The following is an 18,323-nucleotide window of genomic DNA, read 5'->3' on the forward strand; positions in this document are numbered from 1 at the left end:
CCGACGTTCAGCCTCGCGTGCGGCGCGCCGCGGCGGCGCACAGGCACAAGCCGGCCAGCATCGCCATCCAGCTGGCCGGCTCGGGCACCGGTGCCAGCGCCCGCGCAAGGAAGGCGGTTTCGTACTGCGCGGCGCTCAGCCCGTAGTTGAACACCACCTGGAAGGGATCGGAGTCGACGTACAGGCCGCGACCGCCGATCGACGCATCGTCGGTCAGCTGCATCGTCACCATGTAGGCCCCGCTCGCCGCCGCACCTTCGATGTACCAGTCGAGATGCGCGTGGAAAGCGCCGTTGCTGCCGGCGTCATCAATGGTGGCAGTCACCGGACCGGTGATGCCGCTGCCGGCAAACAGCGTGCCGGCGGAATACAGGTTGAATGCTGCGGCCGCCCCGGGCGGTGCAAGCCGCGGATTGACGAGCGACTGGAGGTAGGCGTTGGCCACCGCAGGTGGCACGGCACCGAACAGGCGCACGCCGACCCCGCTGTCGGCTGTCGTCCAGGTGGCTGTCGACGGCGTCCATTGCTGCAGCGTGCCCAGCGCGCGGAAGCCGATGTAGTCACGCGCACCGGCGCTGCCGGACAGCGCACCCGCAAAGGCCTGGAAACCCGGATCGTCGGTGCTTTTCGGCCCGCCCTCGAAATCGCCGAAATCGCCCGGGAACAGCGCATGGCCGGTCAGATGATCGAAGGGCTGGGTGTCGAAGGGCAGATCGCCGAAGGCGCCGGCGATCAGTTTGCTGCCGACCACCGGGCCGTTGTCGAGGCTGATCGACACATCAAAATGGATGGCGTGAGCCGACACGGCATGCAGCATCAGCAGGCCGACCGAAAGGCGGGGCAGGACGGACATGGCGGGAACTCCGATCAGGATGATGCCTTATGATAACGCATTGCTATTTACAACAAAGATGCTGATGGGTATAAATTGATAATCGACACTCGTTAAGGACAGGGCGCTGTGCTGTCGTGGTGTGCACATGACCCGGTGTCCTGGAGCGCTCGGCACAGGTCGCCGCTCAACCTGACGCCCGTGTGGATGAGCGCTCAGCAAGCGATCCCGATGACCGATGCATTCGGCAGTTCGATTCACCCCGAAAATTTGCCTTCCCAACGCCATGAACAACCGTGTGTACATCCCTGTCACGCCGCTCTGTCCGGTCACCCGCGACGTCAGCGAAGCGGCGGATCTGGCGCTCGTGCTCGATCCGGACTGCAATCTGGTGCGACTTGCGCGCTCGTTGCCGGCCGGGCTGGCCGACTGTCTGCAGGCTGCGCACGCGGCGGGGATACTGCGCAGTGGCCTGCGTGCCGAACTTGCGCCGGGCGAAACCCTGCCCCTCGACACCCTGCCCGATCTGCCCGGGCGTGACGCCCTGCGCGAAGAGGTGCGACAGCTCGCTTCGCTGCTGGCGGATCTCACCGATTGTCCGAAAGTCGCGCTGCGCATCGAAGTACTCGAACGCGCCATGTGCCCGCGTCTGCATGTCGATCACGTGGGCCTGCGACTGCTGTGCACCTGGATCGGGCCGGCCACCGAATGGCTGGCCGACGCGGACGCCGACCGCAGCCGGCTCGGCACCGACGACGTGATGCCGGATCCGTCGGCGCTGCGCCGTGCCGACGCCGGCGACATCCTCGTTCTGAAGGGTGAAGGCTGGCCGGGCAATGCCGGCCATGGGGTGATCCATCGGTCGCCGGCGCTGACACCGGCGCAACCGCTGCGTATCATCGCGGCGCTCGACGCGCTCTTCCCCGTGTCCTGACATCGCACAGCGGTCTGCCCGACAGACCCCGAATGTCCGGACAGGGCTGGCGCCGTCACCCGACCCAATGCCCGGACGACCGACATGCCCGCCATCCTTCCCGTCACCCTGCTGTCCGGCCTGCCCGGCGCAGGCAAAACCACGCTGCTCAGGCAGCTTCGCGCACAATCGGACGGACGGCGCATCGGTCTCATCGTCAATGAACTGCGCAGCGCGAACATCGACGCGGCAGCCGGCACGGCACCGGACGACGTACGCGTCTGCCTGTCGCCGTCAGACATGCAGGCGGCCGCGGCGCACTTTTCACAAGCCGGTTTCGACGCGCTGGTCGTCGAGCCTTCGGGTTTTTCCGAACCGACCGGCATGGTCGAAACCTTCCGCACCGGACTGGGCCAGCACGCCCGCTTCGACACGCTGGTCACGGTGCTCGACGCATGGAACTTCTACCGCGACTATTTCAGCCGCGACACCGTTGCACAGCGGATGGCAAGCCAGGGGGTGCCGGCCGGAAACGATCAGCGCACGGTGATCGACGTGCTGCTCGACCAGGTCGAGTTCGCCGACGTGATCGTGCTGAACAAGTGCGATCTGGTGAATGACCCGCAACGCGGCATTCTGCTGGGCATGCTGCGCGCGCTCAATCCGCGGGCGGAACTGATCGAAGCCACGCAAGGCCGGGTCGCCGCCGCGAGCGTGCTCGGCACCGGGCGTTTCGACCCTGACGCCACGGTCCGTGCCGCCGGCTGGATGCAGATGATGCGCGGCACCCCCGTTCCGGAAACGGCCGCCTTCGGCATCCGCAGCTTCACCTGGCAGGCGCGCAGGCCGTTTCATCCGATGCGCTTTGCGCAGCTGATCCACGAAAAGTGGCGTGGCGTGCTGCGCAGCAAGGGCTATTTCTGGCTGGCCAGCCGCAACGGGCACATCGGCGAATGGGAACAGGGCGGCGCGATCAGCCGCCTGCGTTCGGGCGGGCACTGGTGGTGTTTCACGCGCGAGGAGGAGTGGCCGAAGGACGCGGGTCACCTCACCCACATCCGCTCACGCTGGGACGAAAAATGGGGCGATCGCCGGCAGGACCTGGTGTTCATCGGCATGGGCATGGACGAAGCCGCACTCAGGCGCCGCTTCGAAGAATGCCTGCTGACCGACGAGGAGATGGCCTTTGGCGAGGACGCCTGGGCCAATCTGACCGATCCGCTGCCGGCGTGGCACGAAGATCACGACGAAGGTGGGCATGGCGACCACCCCGGCGACGCCCCCGGGCCGGGCCGCCACTGACGGGTCAGCCGCCCGGCACGCCGGTGCGATTGACCTGGCTGTAAAAAATCTTCTGGTTGTGCAGGCTGCCGAGCAGCTCGTTCAGATCGCGGATCTGGTCGTCGTTGGCGCGGCTTTCTTCGCTGTTGGCATCGCCGCTCGCCAGCACGACATGCGCCAGGATGCCGATCCGCTCGCGCACCGCCTCTTCGATGAGATCGATCTGGTGAATCGTCAGCTGGAACGACTTCTGGTGTTTCGACATGGTTCGACTCCCGGGAATTGCGCAATGCTGCAAGCGTAGCGCGAATCGCCCGCGCGTGTGTTCCGTGCGATACGCAGCCCTGCGCAATCGCACGGCAGGCCGCTGTCCCGATCGCCCGCCAGCCGTTCCGGCCCTTGTGTTTGTAACGGCTCCGGATGCACCATGGCGTTGCACCGTGGTGCCGTATCGGACATTGCACGGGTCCGATACGTATGCAGCCTGATAAATGCGGTGTCCGCAGCAGTGTGAGCGCGGCCGCTGCACGACGACCAGAGGACACCGGACGCCGTGGCTACGAAGCTTCACAAGGGCACAGTAGACAGCACCCCGGTCGGCTCGGACGATCAGGGTCCGGACGGCTCGTTCTTCCGCACCCTGCTCGACAAGATGCCCGATGGCGTATTCGTCGCGCAGGACTACCGCTTCGTCTTTGCCAACGCCGCCCTGCCGCGCATGCTGGGCTACACGCACGACGAATTCGTCGGCCTGCCCTTCGCGGCTGTGATCCCGCCCGAAATCCTCGAACTCTGGAACGAACGCTTCCGCGCCCGCATCGGTGACGGCGAGGAGCCGCCGAACACTTACGAAGTCCGTTTCCTGTGCAAGGGCGGCCAGCGAAAACTGCCGATCGAACTGAACGCCAACCGCCTGATTTTCGGCGGTCAGCGCAGCGTGCTGGGCATCGTGCGCGACATTTCGAGCCGCAAGCGCACACAGGAAGCCCTGCGCGAGAGCGAAGAGCGCTTTCGCGGCAGTTTCGAGCAGGCCGCCGTCGGCATGGCGATGGTGGATCTCGACGGCCGCTTCCTCAGCGTGAATCCCAAGCTGTGCGCCATCCTCGGCTATCCGGCCACCGCGCTGCACGAACTCACCTTCCAGCAGATCACGCATCCGGACGACCTCGAAGCCGATGTCGAAAAGATGCATGGCGTGCTGCGCGGCGACCATGCCACCTACACGCTGGAAAAGCGCCACCTGCGCGGCGACGGCAGCGTGCGCTGGGCACGGCTGACCGTGTCGCTGATGCGTGAGGCCGGTGACACGCCCTCGCACTTCATTGCCGTGATCGAAGACATCCACGATCAGCGCATGGCGCAGGCAGCGCTGGCCGACAGCGAACTGCGCCATCGCCTGCTGATGCACAACCTGCACGCCGGGTTACTGATCTGCGCACCCGACGCACGCATCACCTACGGCAACCCGGAAGTCTCGCGCATGCTGCATGCCGATCCCAAGGCCGTGATCGGAAAGTCGGTGCCGGAACTGGGCTGTACCTTCCGCGACGAGCACGGCAGCCCGCTGTCACTCGAGAACGACCTGCTCCAGCGCGTGCGGCATTCCGGCCGGGAGCTGACCGATCTGGTGATGAGCATCCATTGTTCCGACGATGTCCCGCCGGTCTGGGCGCTGGTGCATGCCTATCCGGAATTCGATACCTCCCGTCGCTTCTCGCGCATCGTGCTGATGTTCATCGACATCACCGATCGCAAGCGGCTGGAAGCCGAACTGCTGGCCGACCGGCAGATGAAGGCGGCCGCCCTCGATGCCATGACCTCGCATGTCGCAGTGCTCGACCGGCAGGGCGTCATCGTCGAAACCAACGCCAGCTGGGGACGGTTTGCCGAGCGCGGCGGCTACGGCGGCGGCCGGTCATTCAACGGCGTGAATTACCTCGACGTACTGGCGCATGTGACCGGGCCCGACGAAGCATTTGCCAAAGCCGCACGCGACGGTATCGAAGCCGTCATGGCCGGGCGCAGCCCGCTGTTCCAGATGGACTACCCCTGCCACTGTCCGAGCGAGCGGCAGTGGTTTGCGATGAAGGTGACCCCGATGGACGCGCAGCGCGAACGCGTGCTGGTCAGCCACGAAAACATCACCAGCATCAAGCTGGCCGAAGAAGCCATCCGCATCCTGGCCAACACCGATGCATTGACCGGACTCGCGAACCGGCGCCACTTTCTCGAAATCGCGGAAGAGGAGTTCGCGCGTGCGCAGCGCTACAACACCCCGCTCGCAGTGCTGATGGCCGATCTCGACTTCTTCAAGGGGATCAATGACCGCTACGGTCACGCCGGCGGCGACACGGTGCTGCGCCACTTCGCGATCACCTTGTCCAGCCTGCTGCGCGATTCCGACTCGGCCGGGCGCGTCGGTGGCGAGGAATTTGCCGTACTGCTGCCGCACACCGCACTGGATGGCGCACAAGCCTTTGCCGAGCGGCTGATGGAATGCATCGCGACCACGCCACCCGATATCGACGGCACCCTCGCGCCTTACACGCTGAGCATCGGCATCAGCGAATTCGGCCCCGGCAGCAAGGACTTTTCGGCCCTTCTTCGATGCGCCGACGATGCGCTTTACCGTGCCAAGCACAACGGCCGCAATCGGTATGAAGTAGTGACTGCGCAGGATTGCAACCGGCCGGCCGGCGGCTGAGCCGCGACCGCCCGGACACAACCGCCGCGGACGATCGTTTACGCCACCTGACGGGCCGCGCGGCAGGCCACCGTGGCGCGCAGCGTGCGCGCCAGCGACTGCAGCGAGCCGCCCGCCTGATAGCTGAAACTCACGTCGAGCATCTCACCCGCCTTCAGCTCGAGCGGCACATCGAGCGGCAGCACGAGGTAATCGTTCAGCCAGTCCACCGTGTCGCCTTCGGCGGCGCGGATCGCCAGAATGTTCTTGGTGACGAAGCGCAGTGCATTCACCGTGCCGTCCTGCTCCATCGTGAAGCAGCCGGACCAGCGGATGTCGCGCGACACGCTGTCGTCGAAGTCGAGCACGCTGTAGACCTGCGGTGCGGCCAGCTCCAGCGATCCTTCATGCACCGCGCCCACGCGCTGGAACTGCATGATCGGCGCCTGGAAGCCGAAGAAATCATAGGTCTGCTGCAGCGGCTGCACTGCCATCACGGCCGCGGTCGGGATGAACACCGGCAGGCGGTCGCCGAAGCGCGCGCGGTAGCGCGCCTTGAACGCGTTGATCACCTCGACCTGCTTCTCGCGCAGCATGCCGACGTGGATCATTTCGCAGATCACGACATCGACCGGTTCCGGCGGCAGGTACTCGAAAGCATCGCCATGGACCACTTCGACCTTGTGGCCGTTGGCGTTGTGCGCCAGCAGTCGGCGCGCCTCGGTCACCATGTCCGGGTTGTATTCGACACACCACACCTTGCTCGCGTGTGCCGCGGCGAAGCACGACAGCACGCCGGTGCCGCCGCCCAGTTCGAGCACGCGCGCCCCCGGGAACACCACGTGGTCGATGGCCGCCTTGAAATTGGCCATGCGGTTGGCGTCCATCAGCATGTTGTGGTGGTAGTGCAGCGGAATGAACTGGCCCAGGTAATGCGGCTCGGCAATTTCCTCGCGCAGCACGGCCTCTGACGAGGAATCGGCCTGCGGGCGCAGGAATCGGACTGCAGGTTCCATCAAAGACATGTCGAGCCCCTTCACGAAATCGTTGGTTCGGCCTGGATCGGCGCGCCCTTGCCGGTCGAGGCAGCCGTCGGATCAGGTTTGCCGGCAACATCTGCCGGAATCTGGCCGCCGGAGACCGGAGCGCCGCCACCGGCGGCCGTTGCGGCCGGTGACGGAGTCTCCACTGCAGCAACCGTGCCAGCTGCGATTGCCGCGTCAGCACCGGGTGCCCGGTGCGACGATCGAACGGCGATGGCAAGACGAGCGCGCAAGCAGCGCGTGGCCCGGTTCGGAAAAAAGCGTCGGGGAATGCGGGTCGGAGACCCTGCAGGTGCAACAAAAAAGCGCCCCGCAGGGCGCTTGATTGCTTGATGTCTGGCGGAGAGGGTGGGATTCGAACCCACGGTAGACTTGCGCCTACGCCTGATTTCGAGTCAGGTACATTCGACCACTCTGCCACCTCTCCGGGGTACTGCGGCACTTCATGGTCGTGAAGCGGCGCGCAGTGTAGCACAGGGCGCGCGGCGCCGGAAAAGCGGGCGCGTTTTCGTGCCGGGCGGGCGTTCAGGCGCCGATGCGTTCGACACCACCCATCCACGGGCGCAGCGCAGGCGGGACGACGACCGAGCCGTCGGCCTGCTGACAGTTCTCCAGAATCGCCACCAGCGTGCGGCCGACCGCCAGACCGGATCCATTGAGCGTGTGCAGGATTTCGTTCTTGCCCTGTTCGTTCTTGAAGCGCGCCTGCATGCGGCGGGCCTGGAAGGTTTCGAAGTTGGAGCAGGACGAAATCTCGCGGTAGGTGTTCTGCGCCGGCAGCCACACTTCGAGGTCGTAGGTCTTGGCGGCGCCGAACCCCATGTCGCCGGTGCACAGCGCAATCTTGCGGTAGGGGAGTTCGAGCCGCTGCAGGATGGTTTCCGCGTGGCCGGTCAGCGCTTCGAGCGCCGCCCACGACTGGTCGGGCGTGACGATCTGCACCAGCTCGACCTTGTCGAACTGGTGCTGGCGGATCATGCCGCGCGTATCGCGCCCGTACGAGCCGGCTTCGGAACGGAAGCACGGCGTGTGGCAGACGAACTTCAGCGGCAGGCTGGCCGCCGACTGCACCGTGTCGCGCACGATATTGGTCACCGGCACTTCGGCGGTCGGAATCAGGTAGAACTTGCTGCCGTCGCCCCGCGGCACGGCGAACAGGTCTTCCTCGAATTTCGGGAGCTGGCCGGTTCCGAACATGCTCTCGGCGTTGACCATATAGGGCGCGTACAGCTCGGTGTAGCCGTGTTCCAGCGTGTGCGTGTCGAGCATGAACTGGGCGAGCGCGCGGTGCATGCGGGCGATGCCGCCGCGCAGCAGCGTGAAGCGCGCGCCGCTGATCTTGGTCGCGGTTTCGAAGTCGAGGCCGCCGAGCGCCGTGCCGACGTCGACATGGTCCTTCACCTCGAAATCGAAGCTGCGCGGCGTGCCCCAGCGCAGCACCTCGACGTTGTCCGCCTCAGACTTGCCGACCGGCACCGATTCGTGCGGGAGATTGGGCAGCGAGGCCACGAAGGCCTGCATGTCGGCCAGCACCGCGGCCAGGCGCTCTTCGCCGGCCTTCAGTGCGTCACCCAGCCCGGCGACTTCGGCCATCACCGCCGACGTGTCCTCGCCCTTCGCCTTCAACTGGCCGATCTGTTTCGAGGCGGCATTGCGCTTGGCCTGCAGGTCCTGGGTGTCGGTCTGGATGCGCTTGCGTTCCTCTTCCAGCGACTGAAAGCGCGCGGCGTCAAGCGTGTAACCGCGCGTGGCGAGGCGTTCCTGAACGAAAGCGAGCTGGCTGCGCAGCAGTTGGGCGTCTAGCATGAATGTGAACCTGTAGCGGTGGAGTCGGAGCGCGGGCACGCGGGCCGGGCCGTCACACACCGCGTGCGCAGGGCGTTCCGGCACGATCGTCGTGCACACGTTGCAACATAAAATTCTAACAGCGACCACCGCCTGCAACGGTATAGTAAGGCAGCCTTTCCCTTCTCACGCAATCGTCATGCTTTCACTTCGAGACTGTCTCGATCACAGCAATCTGAGCGAACTGGAAGTCGGCGTGCTCGCCGACTACACCGGTCTGCCGACCATGCTCGCCGCCACGCTGGCGGGCGCCATGCTGCAAAGCGAAGGCGGTGCCGACCTGATGCTGCGCATCCTGCAGGACGCCGACAAGCAGGCGTCCGAGCAACTCGACCTCGATCAGCGCGCACGCACCAAAGCGGCGATCGAACGCTTCTGCACCGTGCATCGTCCCGAGTTGCACTGAGGCGACCCACTTTGGCAGCGACCGAACTGTGGGAGCGACCGCCCGGTCGCGATCCGCACTTCGCCCAGGTGACGGCGCACGTTTGACGTGCGGAATCGCGAGCGGGGCTCGCGCCCACAAAAAAAACGCGACCCGGCTGTGGGAGCGACCGCCTGGTCGCGATCCGCGCTTCGCCCGGAGTGGTTACCCGCGCGAACGCCGGCGGCTCAGACCGCCGACCAGCGCGAGCCCGGCTGCGAACAGGGCCCAGACGCCCGGCTCGGGCACCGGGGTGACGGTCAGAGAAATATTGTCGACGCCGGTGTTGAAGCTGTCGGGACCGAAACGCAGCACGAGTCCGTTGGCGCTCGATACGCCGGGCATGAAGCTGATCGGCGTCAGGCCGGCGTCGAAGGCGACGGAGTTCCACAGCGTGGCGCCAGTGAGCAGATCGAGCACGACGGCGGATGAGCCGTCGTTGCGGTTCAGGTAATCGCCGAAATCCATCGAGTTCAGCGTGACGATCTGACCGCTCCCCGGCGTGAAGGTGAATTCAGCGCTGTACTGCGAAGAATTCAAACCACCCCAGGCAACATTCACCAGACCGCTGTAGCCCTCCGCCCAGAAATTCAGGCTCGGCGCAGATGTTTGACCGGTGCTCGCCAGCAGCGATCGATGCGACACGTCGAGCACGCCGGCGATGTCGCCGTAGCTCTGGCCTATGATCAGGCCGCTTGTGCAGATCTGGTTACCGTCGTTGCCGCAGATGTTGCCGGAAAAATCGAGCAGCACGCCTGTTGCGGCCGCAGCCGGTGCGGATGCGAGCAGCGCGGTCAGCCCGAGCGTGGCAAGCAGGGTCGGAATCCGGTGACACGTCATGAAGCACTCCTTGTGGGCCTGAAGGTGTCACACGTGAGCAAAAAACAGGCCGCGACCCGCAAGTAATTGAACTATTTGATATTTACCCACCAGGCTGCGCGCGAACTGTAAAGTCGGGCGACACGCCTTCTGCATGCACTGTAGTGCACGCACTACACGACAATCACATCTGTCGTGATACCGGGCCGGTGCATGGCTGCCTAGCATGGGCACCATGAACCGACCGGCAAACCTCCCGATGATGTCGCACCGCAAGCGCGGCTTCCGGCTCGGCGTCTATGTGTTCAAGGACGCCGAAATCGTCGATTTCACCGCGCCGCACGGCGTGTTTTCGGTGGCGCGACGGTTCGACCCGGAACTCGACGTCTTCCTGATCGCCGATGCGATGCGGCCGGTGCAGGCGCAGGCGGGTTTCACCGTGCTGCCCAACTACAGCTTCGCCGACCAGCCGGCGATGGATGCCTTCCTGATTCCCGGCGGCGCCGGCACGCGACAGGAAACCTGGAACACACGACTGCACGACTACATCGACGCGCTGCCGGCGACCTGCCTGCTGACCAGCGTGTGCACCGGCTCGTGGATCTACGGCCACATGGGCCTGCTCGATGGCATTCCGGCGACCAACCGCAAGGAACCCGACCGGCTCGAAGCATCGCACCTGGGCAAGTTGCCGATCGACCGGCTGGCCGAAATCGCGCCCGCCTGCCGCATTTCGCGCGCCCGGGTGGTGGACGCCGGCCGCATCGTCACCGCCGGCGGCATCGCCTCGGGCATGGAACTGGGCTTTCACCTGCTGCGCCGCGCCGGCTATGACGAAGGCTTCATCCGCGAAGTGGCGCGCTGCATGGAATACACCGCCGCCTACGACACCTACGCACACGACATCGAATACGCGCCCAACCCGGTTCCGTGCCACGCGATGCCGGAGCCGATTTCGCCGCAGTCAACGCATTCGCAGTCAGCACCGCAGCCCGTCCCGCTTTCCCAGCCCGCCCCTCTTTCCCAGTAAGTCCCTCCGAGGAGATCGTCCATGAGCACATTCAGAAACCCGTTCGACGCCAACGTGAAACTCAGCGGCTGTTCGTGCGGGCGTCACCACAGCCAGGCCGAACACGAACAGGCGGAGCTGCTGTCGGAAGAAGCCATGCTCGACCGCGTGGTCGAAGGCGCGGTGATGCGCGCGCTGTTCCCGCACGACGAAACGCGCCGCAACTTCATCCGCGCCGTCGGCACCAGCACGGCCATGGCGGCGATCTCCACCTTCCTGCCGCTGGGTACGGTGAAGGATGCCTTCGCATCGCCCGGCCCGCTGGAAAAGACCAAGCTCAAGGTGGGCTTCATCCCCATCACCTGCGCCACGCCCATCATCATGGCGCACCCGCTGGGTTACTACTCGAAGCAGGGCCTCGACGTGGAAGTCGTGAAGACCGCCGGCTGGGCGGTGATCCGCGACAAGTCGCTGGCGAAGGAATACGACGCCGCCCACATGCTGTCGCCGATGCCGCTGGCGATTTCGGTCGGCGCCGGCTCCAACCCCATCCCCTGGACGATGCCCGCAGTCGAGAACATCAACGGCCAGGCGATCACGCTGGCCGTGAAGCACAAGGACAAGCGCGACCCGAAGATGTGGAAGGGCTTCAAGTTCGCCGTGCCCTTCGACTATTCGATGCACAACTACCTGCTGCGCTACTACCTGGCCGAGCACGGCATCGACCCGGACGCCGACGTGCAGATCCGCTCGGTGCCGCCGCCCGAAATGGTGGCCAACCTGCGCGCCGGCAACATCGACGGCTTCCTCGCGCCCGACCCGGTGAACCAGCGCGCGGTGTATGACGGCGTGGGCTTCATCCACACGCTGACCAAGGACATCTGGGAAGGTCACCCGTGCTGCGCCTTTGCGGCCAGCAAGGAATTCGTGACCACCATGCCCAACACCTACAAGGCCCTGCTGCGCGCCGTCATCAGCGCCACCGCCACGGCCAGCAACCCGGCCAACCGCAAGCAGATCGCCGAGGCGATAGCGCCGGCCAACTACCTGAACCAGCCGGTCACTGTGGTCGAACAGGTGCTCACCGGCACCTACGCCGACGGTCTCGGCGGCATCCAGAAGGTACCGGGCCGCATCGGCTTCGAGCCCTTCCCGTGGGAATCCTTCGCCGTGTGGATACTGACCCAGATGAAGCGCTGGGGCCAGATCAAGGGCGACATCGACTACCAGAAGATCGCCAAGGAGGTGTTCCTCGCCACCGACGCGGCCGCACTGATGAAGGAAGTGGGCCTGCCGGTGCCGACCAGCACGACCAAGAAGTTTTCGGTCATGAAGAAGGAATTCGACCCGGCCAAGCCGGAGGAATACCTGAACAGCTTCAAGATCCGGAAAGTATCTGCATGACGCGCAACAAGCCCTGGCTGGCACCGCTGCTGTCGGTGCTGTTCTTCGCGCTGTTCGTCGGCGTGTGGTACCTCGCGACTTCGACCACGGCGGCGCCAACCGCCGGGCCGGCAGTCGACCCCGAGTACGCCGCACTGCTCGGTGCGCAGGCGGCGACCGGCGGGCAGTCGGCCATGCCCGGCCCGGGCGAGGTGGCAGCCAAGATCTGGGAACACGTACTGGACCCGTTTTACGACCGCGGCACCAACGACAAGGGCCTCGGCATCCAGATCGGCTACTCGATCGCCCGCGTGCTCGGCGGCTACCTGCTGGCCGCGCTGGTGGCGATTCCGCTCGGCTTCCTGATCGGCATGTCGCCGCTTGTCTACAAGGCGCTCGACCCCTTCATCCAGATCCTCAAGCCGATCTCGCCGCTGGCCTGGATGCCGCTCGCGCTCTACACCATCAAGGATTCGGGCATTTCCGCCATCTTCGTCATCTTCATCTGTTCGCTGTGGCCGATGCTGGTGAATACCGCGTTCGGCGTCGCGTCCGTCCGCCGCGAGTGGCTGAACGTGGCGCGCACGCTCGAAGTAAAGCCGATCCGCCGTGCCTTTCTGGTGATCCTGCCGGCGGCCGCGCCGACCATCCTCACCGGCATGCGCATTTCCATCGGCATCGCCTGGCTGGTCATCGTCGCGGCCGAAATGCTGGTCGGCGGTACCGGCATCGGCTACTTCGTGTGGAACGAGTGGAACAACCTCTCCATCACCAACATCATCACCGCCATCCTGCTGATCGGGCTGGTCGGCATGCTGCTCGACCACCTGCTGGCCTGGGTCGCGCGCGCCATTTCGTGGAGAGAGTGACCATGGGAGACACCCGATGACCCAGCCCTTCCTGAAGATCGAAGGCCTGAAACGGCAGTTTCCGCAGGCCGGCAAGCCGGATCCCGATCCGGTGTTCGAAGACGTGCATTTCGGCATCGAGCGCGGCCAGTTCGTGTGCGTGCTCGGCCACTCCGGCTGCGGCAAGACCACCATCCTGAACATCCTCGCCGGTCTGGATGAAGCCACCGCCGGCCACGTCATCATGGACGGCCGCGAAGTGCGCGGACCGTCGCTCGACCGCGGCGTGGTGTTCCAGAGCCACGCATTGATGCCCTGGCTCAGCGCGCTGAAGAACGTCGAATTCGCCGTGCGCAGCCGTCACCCGGAATGGACGCGCGAACAGGTGCGTGAGCACGCGGTGAAATACCTCGAACTGGTGCACTTGGGCCAGGCGCTCGACAAGAAGCCGGCCGAACTGTCCGGCGGCATGAAGCAGCGCGTCGGCATCGCGCGGGCGTTTTCGATCGAGCCCAAGATGCTGCTGCTCGACGAACCCTTCGGCGCGCTCGACGCGCTCACCCGCGGCAGCATCCAGAGCGAGCTGATCGGCATCGTCGAAGCCACCAAGCAAACCGTGTTCATGATCACCCACGACGTGGACGAAGCCATCCTGCTGGCCGACCGCATCGTGCTGATGACCAACGGCCCGCGCGCCAAGATCGCCGAAATCGTCGTCAACCCGATGCCCCGGCCGCGCGACCGCGAAACCCTGCACCAGCAGCCCGAGTTCTATCCGCTGCGCAACCACCTGGTCGACTTCCTCGTGAAGCGCTCGCGCGCCTTCGCGCCCGGCGCCGACTGGGACCCGAAAAACCCGCCCCTCGTGTATCCCGGCGCCCCCGCCCGCGCGGCCGCCTGACCCACCCTCACACCATCCAAAGGAGAAGCACATGAAACGCGAAGACGTCACCGACCTCATCGTCGAAGCCAAGGTTGCCAAAGGCCTGAAGTGGGCCGACATCGCCAGCGCCATCGGCCTCAGCAAGGAATGGGTCACCGCCGGCCTGCTCGGCCAGATGACCTTCACCGCCGAACAGGCCGCCATCATCGGCAAGATGCTCGACCTGCCGGCCGACGCCGTCACGCAACTGCAGGTCGTGCCCTACAAGGGCTCGCTGCCCACCTCCGTCCCGACCGACCCGCTGATCTACCGCTTCTACGAACTGATCAGCGTGTACGGCACCACCTTCAAGGCCCTCATCCACGAAGAATTCGGCGACGGCATCATGAGCGCCATCGACTTCAAGATGGATCTGGCGCGAGAAGCGAACCCGGCGGGGGATCGGGTGAGCATTACGATGAGCGGGAAGTTTTTGCCGTACAAGACGTATTGAAGGCACTGATGCGAAGTGCTTGACCGGCGCCTCAGGCGCTGGTCATATTGAGGCCGCGTGACCCGGGAGAGCATGCGGCTTTTATTCGTCTGGCGCATCGTGAATCTGGTTAACCGTCCAGGTGATGCAACCGAAGCCCCGGTCCTTACCGTTAAGTCCGGGGGCCGGTCGGATCATGAATTCGGAAGGTCCAGCCCGTCGCGAAGGGGGCGGCCATGCACCGCGCGCGTGACCTTAGATCAATGGAAACATGCGGAATCGAAAAACAGCGGGGCGCTGTGGCCAACACTGCGAATGTCCCTGGATTCCGAATGTTCATCGCCCGTCGTCGACGAGCCGCGCGACCAGCCGATGCACGAGGGGTGCCAGAACCAGCACCACCGGGAAGGCGACGGCCCACGCCGCAAGCCAGGCGCCGGCCCACAGGCCGGCATAGCGCTCACCGAAGCCGACTGCCCGGTAGGTCGAAATGCCGGAGACCAGCAGGGACATCAGACCCGACAGGATCAGGCCGAAGAGCACGGGTGCATATTTCCGGGGCAGCATGGAAGTTCTCCAGACAGGGTTGAGTTCAGGCGCTGGCCATCAGGCGGTTCAGGCTTTCGGCGACGTGCCGGCCGAACATGCGCGCGGTCTTGATGTCGCCCGGCACGAAAGCGTCGGCCGGCGCCGAGTGATCGGCCTGAGCCATCAGGCCCGACCACGAACCGAGTCGATTCGCGGCCTCGTCGTACGGCACGCCGCTGTGCTGTTCGGGGAGGATGGGGTTGCCGACCCAGATCATGCCGTGCTGCATGCAGAAGACGAACAGGGACAGCAGCGTCGATTGCTTGTCGCCGGCCGGCAGCGACGACACCGTGAACCCCGCGGCGAGCTTGCCCTTGAGCTGCTGGGTGCGCCACAGACGACCGGTGGCATCCATGAAGGACTTGAATGGCGCGGAAACGCCGCCGAGGTAGGTCGGCGAGCCCAGGATGAATCCGTCATATCCGGCGAGCTCGTCAGGTGTGCGGGCGGCGTCTTCGGCCTTGACCAGGCAGGCTTCGACGCCTTCGACCTCGCAGCTGCCGGCGAGCACCTGGCGCGCGATGTACTCGGTGTGCCCGTGGGCGCTGTGATGAATGATGGCGAGTCTATTCATGAGATGAATTCCTTCGGGGTTTTCAGTACGCCCGCATGGCGGGTCAGTGTGTGAGCCGGGCGAGCGCGGCGGCCGCCAGGTAAAGGCCGCTGCCGAACACGGCGTGATTCGCCACGGTGCGCAGGCCGTTCTTCAGCGGTGTCGGCGTCTTCGTCGCGGCGAAGCCCGCGCCCATTGCCGGCTGCATCACGAACCAGGGCGCAGCCACCGTGACGATGCCGACGATCAGGGCCGGCAGCCAGGTCGGCTGGTCGAGCCAGGCAGCGCCCTGCACGGCGATCAGCAACCCTGCGTAGGCAATGCCGATGAGGTAGTGGGTCAGCCAGCCCAGACCGAGTTCGAACTTGACCGGCTCGGCTTTCGAGATCGCTGCGTGCGCAAAGCGGCCACGCGGAAGGTGGCCGACCCAGCGGCCGACGAGGGCGAAGCCGGTGGTCGGGACACCCAGGCGCGCGAGCAGCAGCAGCCAGGCATCCATCACTGCGGTAGCGCCGATTCCGACGACTGCGATGTGGCCGATGACATGGGAGGAAAGCATCGAAGACTCCTTGATTTCATTGACATCCGAACGTGTCAAACCCATGATAAAAGTTGAAGTCAACTTTAAGTCAAGGGGTTTCATGGACATTTCGGAAGTCGCCCGGAAATCGGGCGTGGCCGCATCGGCGCTGCGCTACTACGAACGCAAGGGCCTCATCCGCTCGCTGGAGCGCGATGGCGCCCGACGCAAGTTCTCGCCGGCGGTGCTCGACCAGCTCGCGCTCATCGCACTGGGGCAGGCGGCCGGATTCTCGCTGGACGAGATCCGGGTGATGTTCACGCCCGGCGGCGAGCCGAACATCGACCGCGCCCTGCTCTCTTCCAAGGCCGATGAGCTCGAACGCATGGTCAGGCGTCTGAAGGCCATGATCGAGGGGCTGCGGCACGCTGCGGCCTGCCCCGCGACGAGCCATGCCGAGTGCCCTTCATTCCAGCGGCTGCTGAAGGCCGCGTCCGCCGGTGCACTGGAGAACAGACAGCGGCGGCTCGCTCCCCGCGGAGGCGCGTAAGCCTTGCCGCTCTCTTCAGACAAACAAACGGTGGCGGGTCGTGTCATCACAAGACAACGGCGGGCAGACCCTGAGCACCCGATTCCCTCCTCAGTCGCCTCCTCCGCCGCAACCACCGCCGTCACCGCCCCCGTCCGATCCACCGTCGCCGAAGCCATCGGTGCTGCCGTCGACGCCGTCGCTGCAGAAGTCGCTGCCGCAGTAGGGCGTGCCGCCGCCGCTGTCTGCGCCGGCGCGCCGCACGCCGCCGCAATCCGGCAGGTAACTGAACCCGCCGGCGATGTTCAGCTTGGCGTCCAGCGCGAACAGCAGCGGCAGACGGCTCGGTGCGCGCGGGTCGATGTGCTCTTCGCGGCAGGCGAACCACCAGCAGCGGCGCAGGCCTGCGTTCTTCAGCCGGTCGTCGGTCAGCACCACCGCCGGCGTGTGGTGCAGGAAGCGGCCGAAGCCCTGGCGGCAGAAGCTGTCGTAATTCTTCGTGCACAGAATGAATTCGTGCCACAGGTCATCCACCACCTGACTGGGCATGGCCACGAATTTGCGGCCGCTCTTCAGGTGCGCCAGGAAGAACTGACGCAGTCCGTTCGCCACGAGCTGACAGTCCTTCAGCGACAGTTGCGGGTGACGCGCACGCAGCTTTTCGAACAGGCCCTTGGGCAGTTCGGCATGGCGGATATGCGCTTCGCGGCGCAGCGCGACATAGCGCAGGTGAAACACCAGCGCCACCCCCACGGCGGCGATGGCGAGGACGACGAGCAGTGGATGCATGGACCGGTTCGATCGCTCCGCTTCAGCCTGCCTTCGGCACGACGCCATGTCCCGGCAGCAGATGCTCACTGCCCGGCGGAAGGTGGAAGGTGCTTTTGAAGTTGGTATTCCACAACGTGTTGAGGGTGGCGCTCTGGTTTTCGTCCAGTTCCCCGAACACTTCGGAATCGACCAGCCTTTCCGCCGAGATGATGGTGGGCGACACGATCTGCGCACCCGAAAGCACCTCGAAAAACGCCAGGCCGGCATAGATGCCGCTCTGGCCGCAGTGCGGCACCACCTGAATCACCGCCGGCTCATTGCTGGTGTCGACGTTGCGACCGATCAACAGCAGCCGCGACTGGACCGGAAATCCGTAGTACTTGTATTTCATCGTCCGGCCCGCGCTGGTCCTGTATTGAAAGGCCGCGTGCAGGTAACCCGGCAACTCCAGGTTTCCGAAATCGAAATCCCGATACACCCAGATCGACTTGCCGTCCCGCACGGTCAGCAGATAGCCGTAGAACTTCTTCCGCAGCGGCATCAGCTCCTCTTCCTTGGAACGCCAGGGCACGACCAGCAGTTCATTGATCATGCGCAGCACCCCCTCGAAGGGCGCCGGCGAAAAAACCTGGGTAATGACGGACGTGAGCCCGAACGCCAGCGTCACACTGCCGACCGACGTGAGTACTTTCTGGACGAACGAATCGGGTACGAAGTGCGCCAGCAGAAGAATGAGAAACCCGACAATGAACAGCAGGGAGAGGCTGAACAGCTTCTGACGCTTGTCGCGCAAAGCCACCACTTCGGTCGACGCAGTTTTATTCATGAAAACCTCGGGAAATTGCGCCTTCAATCTGCCAAGGCGGGACTTCGGTTCATCGTTCTTTCTTAGCGCGCAATGCTGACGTGCGCGGCTGCCGCGTGGAA

The 18,323-nt window shown here is 65.0% G+C and carries 20 protein-coding genes and 1 tRNA gene; 10 read left to right on the forward strand and 11 right to left on the reverse strand.

Annotated features, from left to right (window positions below; genetic code table 11):
• Nucleotides 1–7: 7 nt before the first annotated feature.
• Nucleotides 8–853 carry a PEP-CTERM sorting domain-containing protein gene (locus tag ACTIFF_RS11915; protein WP_439537020.1) on the reverse strand — a complete coding sequence of 282 codons (846 nt, stop codon included), beginning with the start codon at nucleotides 851–853 and terminating at the stop codon, nucleotides 8–10.
• Between the two features lie 277 nt (nucleotides 854–1,130).
• Here ACTIFF_RS11915 and ACTIFF_RS11920 point away from each other — a divergent pair, with 277 nt between their 5' ends.
• Both ACTIFF_RS11920 and ACTIFF_RS11925 read left to right on the forward strand, forming a co-directional pair.
• On the forward strand, nucleotides 1,131–1,766 hold the full coding sequence (locus tag ACTIFF_RS11920) for a DUF1826 domain-containing protein (protein WP_439537021.1): 636 nt from the start codon (nucleotides 1,131–1,133) through the stop codon (nucleotides 1,764–1,766).
• A gap of 84 nt (nucleotides 1,767–1,850) precedes the next feature.
• On the forward strand, nucleotides 1,851–3,047 hold the full coding sequence (locus tag ACTIFF_RS11925) for a CobW family GTP-binding protein (protein WP_439537022.1): 1,197 nt from the start codon (nucleotides 1,851–1,853) through the stop codon (nucleotides 3,045–3,047).
• A gap of 4 nt (nucleotides 3,048–3,051) precedes the next feature.
• Here the strand turns inward: ACTIFF_RS11925 and ACTIFF_RS11930 are convergent, their stop codons facing one another.
• On the reverse strand, nucleotides 3,052–3,291 hold the full coding sequence (locus ACTIFF_RS11930) for a hypothetical protein (protein WP_257096257.1): 240 nt from the start codon (nucleotides 3,289–3,291) through the stop codon (nucleotides 3,052–3,054).
• 288 nt (nucleotides 3,292–3,579) lie between these two features.
• Here ACTIFF_RS11930 and ACTIFF_RS11935 point away from each other — a divergent pair, with 288 nt between their 5' ends.
• The gene (locus ACTIFF_RS11935) at nucleotides 3,580–5,730 is read left to right on the forward strand and encodes a PAS domain S-box protein (RefSeq protein ID WP_439537023.1); all 2,151 of its coding nucleotides are present in this window, start codon (nucleotides 3,580–3,582) and stop codon (nucleotides 5,728–5,730) included.
• A 38-nt stretch (nucleotides 5,731–5,768) separates the two neighbouring features.
• Here ACTIFF_RS11935 and ACTIFF_RS11940 read toward each other — a convergent pair whose 3' ends face one another.
• From ACTIFF_RS11940 to serS, 3 genes are all read right to left on the reverse strand, one after another.
• Nucleotides 5,769–6,734, reverse strand: a complete 966-nt coding sequence (locus ACTIFF_RS11940; RefSeq protein WP_439537024.1) for a methyltransferase domain-containing protein — start codon at nucleotides 6,732–6,734, stop codon at nucleotides 5,769–5,771.
• Between the two features lie 355 nt (nucleotides 6,735–7,089).
• Nucleotides 7,090–7,179 (reverse strand) — tRNA-Ser (locus ACTIFF_RS11945).
• Between the two features lie 98 nt (nucleotides 7,180–7,277).
• Nucleotides 7,278–8,558: a serine--tRNA ligase gene (serS, locus tag ACTIFF_RS11950; RefSeq protein WP_439537025.1), complete on the reverse strand. Its 1,281-nt coding sequence runs from the start codon at nucleotides 8,556–8,558 to the stop codon at nucleotides 7,278–7,280.
• Nucleotides 8,559–8,736: 178 nt separating this feature from the next.
• On the opposite strand from serS, the gene ACTIFF_RS11955 reads away from it, so the two are divergent.
• On the forward strand, nucleotides 8,737–9,003 hold the full coding sequence (locus tag ACTIFF_RS11955) for a hypothetical protein (protein ID WP_439537026.1): 267 nt from the start codon (nucleotides 8,737–8,739) through the stop codon (nucleotides 9,001–9,003).
• Between the two features lie 183 nt (nucleotides 9,004–9,186).
• Here ACTIFF_RS11955 and ACTIFF_RS11960 read toward each other — a convergent pair whose 3' ends face one another.
• On the reverse strand, nucleotides 9,187–9,861 hold the full coding sequence (locus ACTIFF_RS11960; RefSeq protein WP_439537027.1) for a PEP-CTERM sorting domain-containing protein: 675 nt from the start codon (nucleotides 9,859–9,861) through the stop codon (nucleotides 9,187–9,189).
• A gap of 214 nt (nucleotides 9,862–10,075) precedes the next feature.
• Here ACTIFF_RS11960 and ACTIFF_RS11965 point away from each other — a divergent pair, with 214 nt between their 5' ends.
• Genes ACTIFF_RS11965 through cynS form a run of 5 tightly spaced genes read left to right on the forward strand, consistent with a single transcriptional unit; the run spans nucleotide 10,076 to nucleotide 14,456 of the window.
• Complete coding sequence (locus ACTIFF_RS11965; protein WP_439537028.1) at nucleotides 10,076–10,870, forward strand: DJ-1/PfpI family protein; 795 nt, start codon at nucleotides 10,076–10,078, stop codon at nucleotides 10,868–10,870.
• A gap of 21 nt (nucleotides 10,871–10,891) precedes the next feature.
• Nucleotides 10,892–12,253 carry a CmpA/NrtA family ABC transporter substrate-binding protein gene (locus tag ACTIFF_RS11970; RefSeq protein ID WP_439537029.1) on the forward strand — a complete coding sequence of 454 codons (1,362 nt, stop codon included), beginning with the start codon at nucleotides 10,892–10,894 and terminating at the stop codon, nucleotides 12,251–12,253.
• Nucleotides 12,250–13,101 (forward strand): nitrate ABC transporter permease, encoded by an 852-nt coding sequence (ntrB, locus tag ACTIFF_RS11975; RefSeq protein WP_439537030.1) that lies wholly within the window; start codon nucleotides 12,250–12,252, stop codon nucleotides 13,099–13,101. Before ACTIFF_RS11970 ends, ntrB begins: the two co-directional genes overlap by 4 nt.
• Nucleotides 13,102–13,117: 16 nt before the next feature.
• Nucleotides 13,118–13,981, forward strand: coding sequence for an ABC transporter ATP-binding protein (locus tag ACTIFF_RS11980; RefSeq protein WP_439537031.1), 864 nt, complete (start codon nucleotides 13,118–13,120; stop codon nucleotides 13,979–13,981).
• A 31-nt stretch (nucleotides 13,982–14,012) separates the two neighbouring features.
• Nucleotides 14,013–14,456 carry a cyanase gene (gene cynS / locus ACTIFF_RS11985; protein WP_069037789.1) on the forward strand — a complete coding sequence of 148 codons (444 nt, stop codon included), beginning with the start codon at nucleotides 14,013–14,015 and terminating at the stop codon, nucleotides 14,454–14,456.
• A 315-nt stretch (nucleotides 14,457–14,771) separates the two neighbouring features.
• On the opposite strand, the gene ACTIFF_RS11990 is transcribed toward cynS, so the two are convergent.
• Genes ACTIFF_RS11990 through ACTIFF_RS12000 form a run of 3 tightly spaced genes read right to left on the reverse strand, consistent with a single transcriptional unit; the run spans nucleotide 14,772 to nucleotide 16,135 of the window.
• The gene (locus ACTIFF_RS11990; protein ID WP_439537032.1) at nucleotides 14,772–15,002 is read right to left on the reverse strand and encodes a DUF2798 domain-containing protein; all 231 of its coding nucleotides are present in this window, start codon (nucleotides 15,000–15,002) and stop codon (nucleotides 14,772–14,774) included.
• A gap of 25 nt (nucleotides 15,003–15,027) precedes the next feature.
• Nucleotides 15,028–15,597 (reverse strand): flavodoxin family protein, encoded by a 570-nt coding sequence (locus ACTIFF_RS11995; protein WP_439537033.1) that lies wholly within the window; start codon nucleotides 15,595–15,597, stop codon nucleotides 15,028–15,030.
• A 43-nt stretch (nucleotides 15,598–15,640) separates the two neighbouring features.
• Nucleotides 15,641–16,135, reverse strand: a complete 495-nt coding sequence (locus tag ACTIFF_RS12000) for a DUF2938 domain-containing protein (RefSeq protein WP_439537034.1) — start codon at nucleotides 16,133–16,135, stop codon at nucleotides 15,641–15,643.
• An 82-nt stretch (nucleotides 16,136–16,217) separates the two neighbouring features.
• Between ACTIFF_RS12000 and ACTIFF_RS12005 the strand changes: the two genes are divergently transcribed.
• Nucleotides 16,218–16,646 carry a helix-turn-helix domain-containing protein gene (locus ACTIFF_RS12005; RefSeq protein ID WP_439537035.1) on the forward strand — a complete coding sequence of 143 codons (429 nt, stop codon included), beginning with the start codon at nucleotides 16,218–16,220 and terminating at the stop codon, nucleotides 16,644–16,646.
• A gap of 90 nt (nucleotides 16,647–16,736) precedes the next feature.
• On the opposite strand, the gene ACTIFF_RS12010 is transcribed toward ACTIFF_RS12005, so the two are convergent.
• On the reverse strand, nucleotides 16,737–17,414 hold the full coding sequence (locus ACTIFF_RS12010) for a glycine-rich domain-containing protein (RefSeq protein ID WP_439537036.1): 678 nt from the start codon (nucleotides 17,412–17,414) through the stop codon (nucleotides 16,737–16,739).
• A gap of 22 nt (nucleotides 17,415–17,436) precedes the next feature.
• The gene (locus ACTIFF_RS12015; RefSeq protein WP_439537037.1) at nucleotides 17,437–18,222 is read right to left on the reverse strand and encodes a hypothetical protein; all 786 of its coding nucleotides are present in this window, start codon (nucleotides 18,220–18,222) and stop codon (nucleotides 17,437–17,439) included.
• Between the last annotated feature and the right edge of the window lie 101 nt (nucleotides 18,223–18,323).

Source organism: Methyloversatilis sp., assembly GCF_051861465.1.
In the GTDB taxonomy this organism is placed as follows: domain Bacteria; phylum Pseudomonadota; class Gammaproteobacteria; order Burkholderiales; family Rhodocyclaceae; genus Methyloversatilis.